12 protein-coding genes and 1 riboswitch are annotated in these 14331 nt (G+C 73.4%); of the genes, 3 read left to right on the top strand and 9 right to left on the bottom strand.

The window, feature by feature from the left end; all coding sequences use genetic code 11:
* Positions 1 to 84: 84 nt before the first annotated feature.
* Positions 85 to 1329, bottom strand: a complete 1245-nt coding sequence (locus GPA10_RS04730; protein WP_157164363.1) for a cytochrome P450 — start codon at positions 1327 to 1329, stop codon at positions 85 to 87.
* Positions 1330 to 1619: 290 nt separating this feature from the next.
* On the opposite strand from GPA10_RS04730, the gene GPA10_RS04725 reads away from it, so the two are divergent.
* Entirely contained in the window at positions 1620 to 2789 is a 1170-nt protein-coding gene (locus GPA10_RS04725; RefSeq protein WP_058845823.1) for a steroid 3-ketoacyl-CoA thiolase, read from the top strand.
* 198 nt (positions 2790 to 2987) lie between these two features.
* On the opposite strand, the gene GPA10_RS04720 is transcribed toward GPA10_RS04725, so the two are convergent.
* From GPA10_RS04720 to GPA10_RS04690, 7 genes are all read right to left on the bottom strand, one after another.
* On the bottom strand, positions 2988 to 3407 hold the full coding sequence (locus GPA10_RS04720; RefSeq protein ID WP_058845822.1) for an aggregation-promoting factor C-terminal-like domain-containing protein: 420 nt from the start codon (positions 3405 to 3407) through the stop codon (positions 2988 to 2990).
* Positions 3408 to 3752: 345 nt separating this feature from the next.
* Positions 3753 to 4568, bottom strand: a complete 816-nt coding sequence (locus GPA10_RS04715; RefSeq protein WP_343040430.1) for an ECF transporter S component — start codon at positions 4566 to 4568, stop codon at positions 3753 to 3755.
* 182 nt (positions 4569 to 4750) lie between these two features.
* A complete protein-coding gene (locus tag GPA10_RS04710) occupies positions 4751 to 6403 on the bottom strand; it encodes an ABC transporter ATP-binding protein (protein WP_157164613.1) in 1653 nt (550 codons plus the stop codon).
* A 2-nt stretch (positions 6404 to 6405) separates the two neighbouring features.
* Positions 6406 to 7710 carry an energy-coupling factor transporter transmembrane component T gene (locus tag GPA10_RS04705; RefSeq protein WP_425505666.1) on the bottom strand — a complete coding sequence of 435 codons (1305 nt, stop codon included), beginning with the start codon at positions 7708 to 7710 and terminating at the stop codon, positions 6406 to 6408.
* Positions 7646 to 8422: an SCO2322 family protein gene (locus tag GPA10_RS04700; protein WP_425505665.1), complete on the bottom strand. Its 777-nt coding sequence runs from the start codon at positions 8420 to 8422 to the stop codon at positions 7646 to 7648. Before GPA10_RS04700 ends, GPA10_RS04705 begins: the two co-directional genes overlap by 65 nt.
* On the bottom strand, positions 8419 to 9660 hold the full coding sequence (locus GPA10_RS04695; protein ID WP_157164360.1) for an SCO2321 family membrane protein: 1242 nt from the start codon (positions 9658 to 9660) through the stop codon (positions 8419 to 8421). Before GPA10_RS04695 ends, GPA10_RS04700 begins: the two co-directional genes overlap by 4 nt.
* 128 nt (positions 9661 to 9788) lie before the next feature.
* Positions 9789 to 9903, bottom strand: a riboswitch (cobalamin riboswitch).
* A gap of 623 nt (positions 9904 to 10526) precedes the next feature.
* A complete protein-coding gene (locus GPA10_RS04690; protein ID WP_198351504.1) occupies positions 10527 to 11573 on the bottom strand; it encodes a protein NO VEIN domain-containing protein in 1047 nt (348 codons plus the stop codon).
* 148 nt (positions 11574 to 11721) lie between these two features.
* Here GPA10_RS04690 and GPA10_RS04685 point away from each other — a divergent pair, with 148 nt between their 5' ends.
* Positions 11722 to 13188 (top strand): aldehyde dehydrogenase, encoded by a 1467-nt coding sequence (locus GPA10_RS04685; RefSeq protein WP_157164358.1) that lies wholly within the window; start codon positions 11722 to 11724, stop codon positions 13186 to 13188.
* Positions 13188 to 13421: a ferredoxin gene (locus GPA10_RS04680; protein ID WP_157164357.1), complete on the top strand. Its 234-nt coding sequence runs from the start codon at positions 13188 to 13190 to the stop codon at positions 13419 to 13421. The genes GPA10_RS04685 and GPA10_RS04680 overlap by 1 nt, the downstream gene beginning before the upstream one ends.
* Before the next feature lie 112 nt (positions 13422 to 13533).
* Here the strand turns inward: GPA10_RS04680 and GPA10_RS04675 are convergent, their stop codons facing one another.
* Positions 13534 to 14178 (bottom strand): TetR family transcriptional regulator, encoded by a 645-nt coding sequence (locus GPA10_RS04675; protein WP_157164356.1) that lies wholly within the window; start codon positions 14176 to 14178, stop codon positions 13534 to 13536.
* Positions 14179 to 14331 lie beyond the last annotated feature (153 nt).

Raw genomic sequence — 14331 nt, 5'->3', positions numbered from 1 at the left:
AGGTTCACCCCACTAGACGCGCGTCGCGTCGAAAACGTTGGCGATTCTTGCCGATCACCTGAACATTTGGCGGATTCCGCGTGCTCAGCCCACGCTGACCTGGAGTTCTTTGACTCCGTTGAGCCAGGCCGAGCGCAGCCGGCGCGGGTCGCCGGTCAGGCGCAGGCCGGGCATGGCGTCGGCGAGGGCGTGGAAGATGAGGTCGATCTCCAGGACGGCGAGGGATTTGCCGAGGCAGAAGTGCGGGCCGCCGCCGCCGAAGCCGAGGTGCGGATTCGGGTCGCGGGTGATGTCGAACGCGTCGGGGCGGTCGAAGACCTCGGGGTCGTGGTTGGCGGAGGAGTAGAAGATCCCGACGCGGTCGCCCTTCCTGATCCGGGCGTCGCCGATGCTGGTGTCCTCGGTCGCCGTGCGCTGGAAGGACACCACGGGCGTGGCCCAGCGCACGATCTCCTCGGCCGTCGTCGCCGGGCGCTCGCGCCGGTACAGCTCCCACTGGCCGGGGTGGGTGAGGAAGGCGTGCATGCCGTGGGTGATGGCGTTGCGGGTGGTCTCGTTGCCGGCGACGGCCAGCAGGATCACGAAGAACCCGAACTCGTCGGAGTTGAGGTTCCCCTCGTCCTCCGCCGCCACGAGCCGGCTGACGATGTCCTCGGCCGGGCACTCCTTGCGAGCGGCGGCCAGGTTCATCGCGTAGCTCACGATCTCCATCGCGGCCTCGGCGCCGGCCTCCTCGGTGATGGCGTACTCCGGGTCGTCGTACGCCGCCATCTTGTTGGACCAGTCGAAGATCTTGGCGCGGTCCTCCTGCTCCACGCCGATCAGCTCGGCGATGGCCTGGAGGGGGAGTTCGACGGCGACCTGGGTGACGAAGTCGAAGGAGCCGTCGACGGCGGCGCTCGCGAGGGCGCTCTCGGTGATATGGCGGGCGCGGTCGCGCAGGGCGCCCTCCAGGGACCGGACGGCGCGCGGGGTGAAGCCGCGCTGCACGATCTGGCGGACCCGGGTGTGCTCGGGCGGGTCCATGTTAAGCATGATCATCTTCTGGGCGTCTATCCGGTCGCGGCCGATCGACTCGTTGAAGCGGATGATCGCGGTGTTCAGGGCGGAGGAGAACAGCTCCGGGTGGGTGGACACGTACTTGACGTCGGCGTGCCGGGTCACGGCCCAGTAGCCCGCGTCGTCGAAGCCGGCGATGCCGGGCCGCTGCGCGATCCAGCGCACCGGCTCCGACTGCCGCAGCCGCGCGAACTCCGGGAAGGGCACGCGGTCGCGCAGGACGTCGGGGTCGGTGAAGTCGAAGCCGTCGGGCAGGGCGGGACAGGACATCGAAGCCAGCTCCAGACGTTCATCTGACGGGTCATCAGGAGGTGGGTAGGCAACGTAATCACGGGTTCTGCAAGTCGCAAGGCCCACGACGTGATCGATGCGACCGGCCCGGGGTGGGTGACGCTGCGGGCATTGCCTGTACGGCCCTTGTGCGTACGGCCCTTGTGTGCACGCCCCTTGCGGGAGCGGGGCCGGGCTCAGCAGACTGCTGAACAGAACTAGAACGCGTACTAGTTCTCACGCGCGGGATGCCGGGACGCCCCGCGGGCCGTGGAGGAGAGGACGAGTCTGTGGTTGCTGAACCTGTCATCGTCGAAGCCGTGCGCACTCCGATCGGCAGGCGCGGGGGCGCGCTCGCCAATCTCCATCCCGCCTATCTCCTGGGCGAGACCTACCGTGAGCTCCTCGGCCGCACCGGCATCCACGCCGACTGCGTGGAACAGATCGTCGGCGGCGCGGTCACCCAGGCCGGTGAGCAGTCCGCCAATCCGGCGCGCACCGCGTGGCTCGCGATGGGGCTGCCGTACGAGACGGCGGCGACCACGGTCAACTGCCAGTGCGGCTCGTCCCAGCAGGCCGCGCACATGGTCGCCACCATGGTGGCGGCGGGCGTCATCGACGTCGGGATCAGCTGCGGCGTCGAGTCGATGTCCCGGGTGCCGCTCGGGTCCGCCTCCCGGCACGGGCCCGGCAAGCCCTTCCCCGACGAGTGGAACGTCGACCTGCCCAACCAGTTCGAGGCGGCCGAGCGGATCGCCCGCAAGCGGGGGCTCAGCCGCGAGAACGTGGACTCCCTCGGCCTCATCTCGCAGGAGCGGGCGCGGGCCGCCTGGAGCGAGGAGCGCTTCAAGCGCGAGACGTTCGCCGTGCAGGTGCCGACGGACGAGGCGGAGCAGGCCGCGGGCCAGGGCATGTGGCGGCTCGTGGACCGCGACGAGGGGCTGCGCGACACCTCCATGGAGGCCCTCGGCGGCCTCAAGCCCGTCATGCCCACCGCCGTGCACACCGCGGGCAACTCCTCGCAGATCTCCGACGGGGCCGCCGCGCTCCTGTGGACCTCCAAGCGGATGGCCCGCGCGCTGCGGCTGCGGCCGCGGGCCCGGATCGTGGCCCAGGCCCTCGTCGGGGCCGATCCGCACTTCCACCTCGACGGGCCGATCGACGCGACGCGGGCCGTGCTCGGCAAGGCGGGCATGTCCCTGCGGGACATCGACCTGGTCGAGATCAACGAGGCGTTCGCCTCGGTCGTCCTCAGCTGGGCCCAGGTCTTCGAGCAGGACCTGGAGAAGGTCAACGTCAACGGCGGCGCGATCGCCCTCGGCCACCCCGTCGGGGCGACCGGGGCGCGGTTGCTGACCACCGCCCTCCATGAGCTGGAACGGGCGGACAAGGAGTTCGCGCTGGTGTGCATGTGCGCGGGGGGTGCGGTCGCTGCCGCGACGCTTCTTCAGCGGCTTTAGCCCTTGCCGGGGTGGGGTGTACCGGCGCTCCGCGCCTCGTCCTCAATCGCCGGACGGGCTTGATTGCCTGCGGCGGGCAGTGAGGGTGGGTGGGTGGGAAACCAGCCCGTCCGGCGTTTGAGGACGAGCGCGGAGCGCGAAAAGGGCGGCACCCACACCGGGGTGCCGCCCTTTTCGCTGCCTGAAGCCCAGGGGGGCTCAGTAGTGACCGTTGGCCTGCCAGAAGCTCCACGCGCCGCAGGGGCTGCCGTAACGGTCCTTCATGTACTTGACGCCCCACTCGATCTGGGTCTCGGGGTTGGTCTGCCAGTCGGCGCCCGCGGAGGCCATCTTCGAGCCGGGCAGGGCCTGGACCAGGCCGTACGCGCCGGAGGAGGCGTTCTTGGCGTTGACGTCCCAGCCGCTCTCGTGGGAGACGATGTGGTCGAAGCACTTGAACTGCGCGTCGTCCGAGATCATCCGCTGAGCCACGGCCTTGGCCGAGTCGGACGTCGCGGCCGCCGGAGCGGCCTGGGCGGGGGCCGCGGCGAAGACCATGCCGGTGGCGGCCGCGGCGACGGCGCCGGTGGCGAGAGCCTTCTTCGGGGAAGCGATGCGGCGGAGGAGCGAGACGGACACAGAGGACCTTCCGGTGGGGGACTGGATGGCCGCGGGCATGCCGTGATCACGCGGATCGTGGGGGGAATGCCTCGGCGCCGCGGCCCTGAGGGGCACGTCGGCGCCGTGCGACTCATCCAGAGAAACAGGGCTGTCGCGGCCTGGCAATGCCCCCTCTTACTAGTGGTACTCGCACCATGACCGGAGGTCCCCCGTGTGACGTGGCTCTCAAAGCCCAGGTCAGAGCGTGTTTTGGTGTGTACGCCTCAAGTGGTGTGGCTACGGCCCCGGGTAGTGGAGGACCAAGGTCCTGTGGGCCGCTTCACGGACGAGCCGCCCTTTTCCTCACGGAGCGCGCAGACCCGCTCACCGTTCGGACGGCTCGAACGTGACCGGCGTCTCGAACGCGGCCCGCCGGGTGGCCCGGCGCAGCGCCTTCAGGACGGCGGGGCCGAGCGTCAGGCTCAGGACCACCGTGACGACGGCCCGCGGCAGGTCCCAGCCGAGCGAGGTGGCCAGGCAGTACGCGACGAAGCGGCCCAGGTTGTCGCCGACCGGGTCGCCCGGCACGAAGGACACCCCGGTGGCGAGCCCGCCGATGTAGGGCCAGCCCTGGAGGTTCATCACGGTGCCGTAGAGCACGGACGAGAGGGCCCCGTACGCGCCGAGGAGACACAGCTCGGAGCGCCCGCGGATGGCGCCCGCCGCGTTCGGGCGGAGCCGGGAGCGCGCCGCGGCGTCCGCGCCCGGCAGCAGGCCCGCCCCCATGCACACCCACCCCATGGCCAGCATCTGGAACGGCATCCACGGCCCCACCCCGCCGGTGAGCAGCGCGGACGCGAACATCGACACCGCGCCGAGCACGAACCCGAAGCCCGGCCCGAGCACCCGCCCGCTCAGCACCATCAGGAAGAACATCGGCTCGATCCCGGCCGTGCCCGCGCCCAGCGGCCGCAGCGCCGCGCCCGCCGCGGCGAGCACCCCGAGCATCGCGATGGCCTTCGCGTCCAGGCCGACGTCGGAGATCGTCGCCACCACGACCCCGATGAGCAGCGGCAGCAACGCCGCGAACAGCCACGGAGCGTCCTGCGCGTGCGCGCTGAGCGACGAGTCGCCGCCCGCGAACAGGGGCCATCCGAAGGCGACCACCCCGACCGCGCTGACCAGGCCGAGCGCGGCCACGGACCGGGGCCCGAGCCGTACCGGGCGTACCTGCCGGTCGACGGCGGGACGGGCGCGGCCCGACGGCGACGGCGACGGCGACGGCGACGGCGAGGGCGAGGGCGAGGGCGACGAGGGGGGCGACGGCGACGGCGAGGGCGACGGCGAGGGCGACGACGGGGGTCTCGGGGACTCCGGGACGGTCACGGCGTCGCCTCCCCCTCCGCCGCCCGCAGGGCGCTGCGCACCTGGGTCGCCGTCAGCCACGGCTGCGGCGCGAGCACCTTCGTCACCTGCGGGGCGAACGACGGCGACGACACCACGACGTCCGCCGTCGGGCCGTCCGCCACCACCTCGCCGTCGGCGAGGATCACCACCCGGTGGGCGAGCTCCGCCGCCAGTTCCACGTCGTGCGTCGCCAGGACGATCGCGTGCCCCTGCGCCGCGAGCCCGCGCAGGACGGTCACCAGGCGGGCCTTGGCGCCGTAGTCCAGGCCGCGGGTCGGCTCGTCGAGGAGGAGCAGCGGCGGGCGGGCGGTGAGCACGATCGCGAGGGCGAGGGCCAGGCGCTGGCCCTCGGACAGGTCGCGGGGGTGCACGTCGTCCGCGATGCCGGGGAGCAGTTCCGCCACCAGCGCCCGGCAGGTGCCCGCCGCGGCGTCCGCGTCCCGGTCGGCCGCCGCGCACTCTCCGGCGACCGTGTCCGCGTACAGCAGGTCGCGCGGCTCCTGCGGTACGAGGCCGACGTGCCGGATCAGCTCGCGCGGCGCCATGCGGTGCGGCACCGCGCCCCCGACCCGCGCCGACCCGGACGCGGGGGCGAGCAGTCCCACCAGGGTGGACAGGAGCGTGGACTTGCCCGCGCCGTTGCGCCCCATCAGGGCGACGGTCTCACCGGGCGCGACGGAGAGGTCGACGCGCCGCAGCGCCTCGACCCGCCCCCGCCGTACGGCGAGCCGCTCGACCCGCGCGGCCGGCACCGCGTCCCGGCCCGCTCCCGCGCCGTGCGCCGCGCCCACCGGCCCCACGGGAACCTCCACCCCCGCGAGCCGCTCCCGCAGCCCCGCCGTCCTGCGCCGCGCGTCCCGCACGGTCAGCGGCAGCGGGTCCGCCCCCGCCAGGCGGCCGAGGTCCACGACCGGCGGACAGACGGGGGAGACGGCCATGAGGGCGGCGGGATCGCCGAGGACGGGGGGTTCGCCGGGGGCGGCGACGAGCAGGACCTGGTCGGCGTACTGCACGACGCGCTCCAGGCGGTGCTCGGCCATCAGGACGGTGGTGCCGAGGTCGTGGACGAGGCGCTGGAGGACGGCGAGCACCTCCTCCGCGGCGGCCGGGTCGAGGGCCGACGTCGGCTCGTCGAGGACCAGGACGCGGGGGTGCGGGGTGAGGACGGAGCCGATGGCGACGCGCTGCTGCTGGCCGCCGGAGAGCGTGGCGATGGGGCGGTCCCGCAGGTCCGCGAGGCCGAGCAGGTCCAGGGTCTCCTCGACGCGGCGGCGCATCACGTCCGGGGCGAGACCGAGCGACTCCATGCCGTAGGCCAGCTCGTCCTCGACGGTGTCGGTCACGAAGTGGGCGAGCGGGTCCTGGCCCACCGTGCCCACGACGTCGGCCAGCTCGCGCGGCTTGTGGGTGCGGGTGTCGCGCCCCGCGACGGTCACCCGGCCGCGCAGGGTGCCGCCCGTGAAGTGCGGGACGAGCCCGCTGACCGTACCGAGCAGCGTCGACTTGCCGACCCCGGAAGGACCGACGAGCAGCACCAGCTCGCCCTCGGGGACGCTCAGGTCGACGCCCCGCACGGTGGGCTCCGCGGCCCCCTCGTACCGCACGGAGACGTCCTCGAACCGGATCATGGTCATGAGGTCTTCTCCTCGGTACGGGACGAGCGGGACGTACGGGGTGCGCGAGGTGTACGGGATGTACGTGGCGGGCGAGGCGTACGGGGCGGGCGGGGGCGGCGGCGTTCCGGGACCGGTGCCTCCGCGGGCGGCGGCACCGGCGCCACGAACGCCGGGAGCAGTCCGAGCAGGACCGCGGCGGCGGGCAGCAGCGGCAGCTCGGGCGCGACCAGCGGGACGACCCCGGGGTGCAGGGCACCGGCGTCCCCCGAGTTCGCCGCGATCATCAAAGCGGCCACGGCGGCGCCGGACCCGGCGACGGCCCAGGCGCGCCACCCCCACCGGTCCGGCCGGTAGCGGGTGCGCACCGAGCGGCGGCCACCGAGCCACAGGCCCCCGAGCGCGGCGGCGAGCCCGACACCGAGCACCGGCAGGCCGTACGTCGAGCCCTCCGCGGTGAGCAGCCCGTACGTCCCCGCGCACACCCCCGTCAGACCGCCGAGCGTCAGCGCCGCCGTCGTCCTGCGCACCCGGGCGGGCACGGCGGCGGTGCGGCCGAAGCCGCGCGCGTCCATCGCGGCGGCCAGCGCGACCGAGCGCTCCAGGGCGCCCTCCAGGACGGGCAGACCCACCTGGAGCAGCCCCCGCAGCCCCTTGTCGGGGCGCCCGCGCAGCCGCCGTGCGGACCGCAGCCGCTGCACGTCGGCGATCAGGTTCGGCGCGAACGTCATCGCCACGACGACGGCGACCCCGGCCTCGTACAGCGCCCCCGGCAGCGACTTGAGCAGCCGGGCCGGGCTGGCCAGGGCGTTGGCGGCGCCGACGCAGATCAGCAGGCCCGCGAGGCGCAGCCCGTCGTACAGCGCGAACACCACGCCCTCCGCGGTCACCCGGCCGCCGATGCGCACCCCCTGCGCCCAGTCGGGCAGCGGCACCTCCGGCAGCGTCACGATGAGGTGCGTACCGGGGATCGGCGAGCCGAGGACGATCGCGAAGACCAGGCGGATGCCGATGACGACGAGGGCGAGCTTCACGAACGCGCCGTAGGAGCGGGCCCACGGCGCGGACGTGCGGCGGGCGGCGACGACATAGCCGGCGACGCCGACGATCAGCCCGATCAGGAGCGGATTGGTGGTGCGGGACGCGGCCGTGGCGAGGCCGAGCGACCACAGCCACCAGGCTCCCGGGTGCAGGGCGTTCGACCGGTGCGCCTGCGGGGCGAGGCGGCGCCGCCGGGCGCGCGGGACGGGGGCCGCGTCAGCCACGGCGGCGGCGGGCCTGCCAGACGGCGGCGGCACCGAGCGCGACGATCGCGCCGACACCGGCGAGCAGGCCGACGGAGGGCCCGCCGCCGTCCCCGGAGCCGTCCGCCGTGCCGCTGCCCCGCTCGCCCGCGGACACCTCGCCCCCCGAGTCCTCGTCCCCCGAGTCCTTGCCTCCCGAGTCCTCGCCCTTCGACTCCTTGCCGGAGACCGGCTCGCCGCAGCCGTTCTTCGGGTAGCCGGAGATGGCGCACAGCAGCGCGCTGCTGTTGTAGCGCAGCGGCTTGGCGACGGCGGCGAGGGCGTCGGCGGTGGTGGCGTCGGAGCCGACGCGCGCGCACGCCGTACGTGTCTTCGGGGGCGTCTCGCCGCCGGGGGCGTCGCCGGGCGTGCCGAAGTCGACGACGACCGCGATCCGCTTGCTGCCGCCGCGCGCGGGCGTGTCCGCGCAGATCGTGTCGAAGTCCGCGGCCCCGCGCGGCCGCACGGCGCTGCGCGAGTCGGCGGACACGGCGAACCGGAAGCCCTCCACGTCGCCGTCGTCGGGCCGCGCGACGGAGGGGCCCTGCGTGGCGTACACCCAGGCGCCGCCCTTGTCCTGCTGCCAGAACGACCAGTAGCGGTACTCGGTGGCCTGGGCCGCGCCCGCCGTGACGAGGGTGGCGGCGAGCGCGATGACGGCTGCGACCAGCGCGGTCACGAGCGTCCCGAGCACCGTCGGGAGAGGGGCGGCCGCCGCGCGCGGGCCGCGCCCCGGGCGGCGCGGGCTCACAGCTGGTTCTTCTTCTTGCGGCCGCTGAAGAGGATGCCGATGCCGACACCGGCGACCAGGCCGACGCCGACGATCCACCAGACGCTGACCCCGGAGCCGTCGTCCTTCCCGTCCTTCTTCTCCGCCTCGTCACCGGCGTCCGTGGCCTCGGGCTTCGGGCCCTGGGCGGTGAGCTGGTCGACGAGGTTCGCGCCGCCGAAGTCACGGGCGTCCATGCCCGCGGCACGGGCGGCGAGGATCAGCTGCGCGTACGCGGCGGGGCCGCTGTCCTTGGCCCACGCGGCGGAGTTCTCCGACAGCCACTTCGCCGACTTCTCCGCCTGCTCCTGCTGACCGGCGGCGGCGAGCGCCACGACGGCGTCCGCGGTGTTGCCCACGTCCGGCTGGTCGTCGGCGCCGGGCATCGCGGAGGTGAGGTGACCGGTCCTGGCGAGGGACTTCAGGAGGTAGCCGGTGCCGTTCCGCGCGGCCTGCGCGGCGTCGTCCGGCTTCGCGCACTCGGGCGCGCCGTCGGCCTTCTGGGCCTCCTTGCGGGCCTTCTCGTCGAGGACCAGGCCCTGGCCGAGACCACCGAGCACACCGGCCGCGGTCGCGTCGGCGTTCGGGGCGAGCTTGCCGGACTTGGCGTCGGCGAGGCCGAACGCGCCGCCGCCCTTGCCGCAGTCCATGGCGAGCTTCGTCAGGGCGTCCTCGGGTGCCTTGCCCTCCTGGGACTGCACGGCTGCGGGCTTCTCACCGGCGGCGGCGAAGGCGCCGACGACGATGCCGGTGGAGTTGGCGTCGCTGGGCAGGCCCGGGTTGTAGCCCCAGCCGCCGTCCTGGTTCTGCACGGACTTCAGCCAGCCGAGCGCCTTCTTCACGGTGTCCTGCTTCCCGCCGAGCGCGGCGAGTGCCTGCACGGCGGCGGCGGTGGAGTTCGAGTCGACCTGGGTCTTGGAGCCGCACGGCTCGTTCGCGTCGGCGCGGTACGCGGCGAAGCCGCCGCTCGCGCACTGCTGGCCGGTGAGCCAGTCGACGGCCTTGGCGGCCGGGGTGACGCCGGAGGTCTTCAGGGCGAGCAGGGCGTACGACTGCCGGAACACGCCGTCGAACTGCGGGTCCTTCTTGCCGTAGAGACCGGACGGCAGCGGGCCCGCGGGCGACGGCGAGGCGTCGGCGGCGAAGGCGGCCGGGGCGGCGGCGGTGCCGAGGGCGGCGACGGCCACGGCCAGGGCAGCTGCGCTGCGGCGAACGTTCATGATGCGGCGGGTGCCTCTCCCTGCGGGGAGCCGGGCGGCACGGCACGGGTGGGCACCGGGCGGCTCCGGCTCCGTATACCTCGACGATGCCGGCCATCGGCAGTTCCGATGACGCGAGCCGGTCATGCGGCGGGAGGCGTTCCGGCTCACCGCGCACAGGTGGGGAGGCGCGCGGATCACGGCTGCGGGTCAGCGCCGGATTCGCACCGGCTTTCCCTCGTACGCGCATGATGACGACCCGCCTACTCTACCGGCCCGTACGCGGCCCCTCCGGGCCCGGCACGGGGCAGGGGGCGCCCCGGGGGGTTCCTGGAGGCGTCCTTGCAGGCCGGTCCGGGCGAGACAGCCGCCCGCTGCCCCGGGGCCCGGCGGGATGCTCCTCCTCCAGATGCGGGCAGACGTGGCCGGGCGCGCACCACGCGCGCGTCCGCCTCGTGCAGCGCGATCCCGGCCCCGGAGGCGTCCCGGACCCGCGTGGAGAGGCCGTGGTGGTCCGGGTGGTGATGGGTGATGGGCGATGGGTGATCAGGACGCCCCACACGTCCGCGCCACCGACGCCGCACTCGGCGAGCCCCGCGACCGGCACGTCCCAGGAGGCCGGATCGTCCCACCCGGTGTCGATGAGGACGGGCCCCGGTCGGTGTCGAGCAGATACACCAGGGTGTGGCCGACCGGGACGATGGGCGCATGGATCAGGGCGTGGCGGCACTGCCTTCTGCGAATCGTGTGGTGACAGATCTCCAGATCGCCGTGTTCGATCTTCGACTCTTGGGGGCCGCCGGAGATCGTTCTGGCGGCCAAGGACCTGCGGCGCGCGGCCCATGACGCGCTGAGTGGCCTTGAGCGAGTGGCGCAACGTTGTGCTCTCAGACAGGGGACTGGGCAAGGGACGGGCCCTCGTGGCCTCCCTTCGGCAGCGGGTAGCGGTAGGCGGTGGCAACTAGCTCGTCCCGCGCCGGTGACCAGTCGTCCCATGAACGCCAGCGCCCTCCGCGGCAGCGGAGGTCGTCCCCGAGTTCTATGTGATCTATCACCACCAGGCAGGTGCCAACGCCTTCGGCGTGGCGGACCTCCCCCTCGGTCAGGTCGATCACCTCTCGGGCGGTGGTGCTTCCCTTCACCTCTATGTGAAGTTCGGTGTCGTCCTTGCGTGCGGTGACATCCCACGGCGAGTAGGCACCCACGTCCTCCACCTCATAGTCGTGCGAGCGGTAGTGGCTCAGGACGAGATCCACCGCATACCGCTCGATGGCACGCCGCCGTTCCGCATTCTGCTGCCGACCGTAGCCCGTGGCCCTGCGAGCCCCGGGCGGTGCGGCGGGCGACGGCTCTGGGGCCTCCGGCTCGTGCGGCTCGGAGACGGCCGTCTGACGCAACTCCCGCAGCTCGGGGAGTGATTCGACCAGTGCTCGCGGCAGCTTGGTCAGGTAGCCCTGTGCCGTACGGAGGGGCCGTGTGTCCGACAGCGCGAAGGGGAAGTAGAGCGGTCCCGCGACCGCTTCCGTGAGGCCGTTCCGCAGAGCGCGAACCGTGGGCTCGATCTCGCGCAGTCGTGCCTGGGTCACGGGGCGCTCCAGCTTCCGGTAACCGCTGAGGGGAGCTTCCCAGGCAGGTTCGGGACCGGACGCGCTCCGCTGCCGGCCGTAGGTCCCACGGCTCTGCCAGACGATCGTGGAGGAGATGGCCTCACCCTGGACGTGGGAGTACCCCACCACACCAGGACCGTGATTCTTGTCCCAGTGCAGCACAAGGTCCCCGGGCCGTACTTCACGTACGAGCGCGTAGGACCAGTAATTCTCGCCCCGGTCGTTGGTCTTGGGTGCGAGGAGGTTGGTGCCGATGTCCTCGCGGTTGGTGATCTCCAGCCAGTAACGCTCGTTCGGATCGTGTCTCCACCACTTGTTGATGGCCATGGCTCCCCTGACTCTCGGCTTCGGACCGCCGGTCATCCTGCCAGGACGGACCACCGGCCCAGCCCTGGCCTACTTCAACTAGAACTGATATCAGTTCTGAGGCAGCGTCAGAAATTGCGGCGGGCGTCCCACAGGAGGGCAGTCGGTCATGACCGAGCTCGTGGAACACGGACAGCTGTTCATCGGCGGGGAGTGGACGGACCCGCTCGGCGAGGACGTCATCGAGGTGGTGTCGCCGCACACCGGTGTGGTGTTCGCGCGGGTGCCGCACGCCGGGGCCGGGGACGTCGACCGGGCCGTCGCCGCCGCTCGCCGGGCCTTCGACGAGGGGCCCTGGCCGCGGCTGACGCTCGACGAGCGGATCGAGGTCGTGGCGCGGATCAAGGACGGGCTCGCGGAGCGGCACGAGGAGGTCGCGCGCGTCATCAGCGCGCAGAACGGGACCCCGTTCACGTCGTCCGTGCTGGTGCAGGCCCTGTCCGCGGCGATGGTGTGGGACGCGGCGATCACGACGGCGCGCGGGTTCGTGTACGAACAGGCGCGGGCCGGGGTGCTCGGGCCGATCCTGGTGCGGCGCGAACCGGTCGGGGTGGTCGCGGCCGTGGTCCCCTGGAACGTCCCGCAGTTCACCGCCGCCGCCAAGCTGGCGCCCGCCCTCCTCGCGGGCTGCCCGGTCGTCCTGAAGACCTCGCCCGAGGCGCCCCTCGACGCCTGCGTCCTCGCCGAGATCGCCGCCGGGGCCGGGCTGCCGGAGGGGGTGCTCTCGATCCTCTCCGCCGACCGGGAGGTGAGCGAGTACCTGGTCGGGCATCCGGGCGTGGACAAGGTCTCCTTCACCGGGTCGGTCGCCGCGGGCAAGCGCGTGATGGAGGTCTGCGCCCGCAACCTCACCCGCGTCACCCTTGAGCTCGGCGGCAAGTCGGCCGCGGTGGTCCTGCCGGACGCCGACGCCGCGGGCGCCGTCGCCGGGATCGTGCCCTTCGCGTGGATGATCAACGGCCAGGCGTGCGTGGCCCAGACCCGCGTCCTCGTCCCGCGCACCCGCTACGACGAGTTCGCCGAGGGCTTCGCCGCCGCCGCGAACGCCCTGAAGATCGGCGACCCCCTGGACCCCGCCACCGAACTCGGCCCGCTCGTCGCCGAGCGGCAGCGCCGCCGCTGTCTCGACTACATCCGGATCGGGCAGGAGGAGGGCGCCAAGATCCTGGCCGGGGGCGGGCGTCCGGCCGGGTTCGACCGGGGCTGGTACGTGGAGCCGACACTGTTCGGCGGCGTCGACAACTCCATGCGCGTCGCCCGCGAGGAGATCTTCGGCCCGGTCGTCTGTCTGCTCCCGTACGGCGACGAGGACGAGGCCGTGCGGATCGCGAACGACTCGGACTACGGGCTCAGCGGCAGCGTGTGGACCGCCGACGTCGAGCGGGGCATCGACGTGGCACGCCGGGTGCGGACCGGAACCTACTCCGTGAACACCTTCAGCCTCGACATGCTGGGCCCCTTCGGCGGCTACAAGAACTCCGGCATCGGGCGGGAGTTCGGGCCCGAGGGGTACGGGGAGTACTTCGAGCACAAGATGATCCACCTCCCCGCCGGGTACGTGCCGGGCGGTGCCTGATGGGGGACCGCTGGCACGTCGAGGTCGACCGGTCGGTGTGCGTCGGCTCGGGGATGTGCGCGAGCACCGCGCCGGGCGGCTTCACCCTCGACTCCGCCCGCCAGTCGCACCCCGGGCGGTCCGAGACCGACGCCGCCGAGGAGATCCTGGCGGCGGCCGAGGGCTGCCCGGTGGAGGCCATCACCCTCACGCTCCTCGGCAGCGGGGAAGCGGTGTTCCCACCCGAGGAGTGACCTCCCCAGCCTGCGCCGCCCGCACCCGCGCCGTCCGCACCTGCGCCGTCCGCACCTGCGCCGTCCGCACCCGCGCCGCCCGCACCCGCACCCGCGCCCGCCACGACGCCCCCTACGGCGTCTCCGCCTCCGCCGCCGCCGTCAGGTCGATCAGCCGGCACACCGTCTCGATGTCGATCTTGACCTGGGCGATCGAGGCGCGCCCGGACAGCCAGGTGATCAGCGCGGAGTGCCAGGTGTGCTCGATGACCCGCACGGCGGAGAGCTGTGCGGGCGTCGGCCGGCCGTCCAGGCCCATGGCGTCCAGGATGATCGCGGTGGTGAGCCGCGAGACGGTGTCCACCTCGGGGCTCACCGACCGGTCGGCGAACGTCAGGGCGCGCACCATCGCGTCCGCGAGGTGCGGCTCGCGCTGGAGCGCCCGGAAGGCCCGCATCAGCGTCTCGGCCACCCGTTCGGCGGGAGCCTCCCCGGCCGGGGGCCGCTTGCGCAGGGTGGTGTGCATGTGCTGGAGCTGGTCCTGCATCGTCGCGACGAGCAGATGCACCTTCGAGGGGAAGTAGCGGTAGAGCGTGCCGAGGGCCACGCCCGCGGCCTCGGCGACCTCCCGCATCTGGACGGCGTCGAACCCGCCGCGGCCGGCCAGTTGCGCGCTCGCGTGCAGGATGCGGCGGCGCCGGGCCTCCTGACGTTCGGTGAGGGGCGGCGAGGCCGGATGTGCCGCGCCCGCTCCGGCCGTTCTCGCGTCAGCTGTCATAGTTCCGTCGCCCCGTCGGTCCCGTTCGCCCCGTCAGTCCTGTCGCCCCACCGGGCCCCACTCACCGTACGGGCCCGCCGTGCGGGACCGCACAGCATGGCAGCACGGCCGCCGTGGCGCGAATCACCTGATCCGGGCCTTCCCGCCCGGCTA

Source organism: Streptomyces typhae, assembly GCF_009755605.1.
Taxonomy (GTDB): domain Bacteria; phylum Actinomycetota; class Actinomycetes; order Streptomycetales; family Streptomycetaceae; genus Streptomyces; species Streptomyces typhae.
Note: the sequence above shows the minus strand (reverse complement) of the source record. Positions and strands in the feature narration are given on the sequence as shown.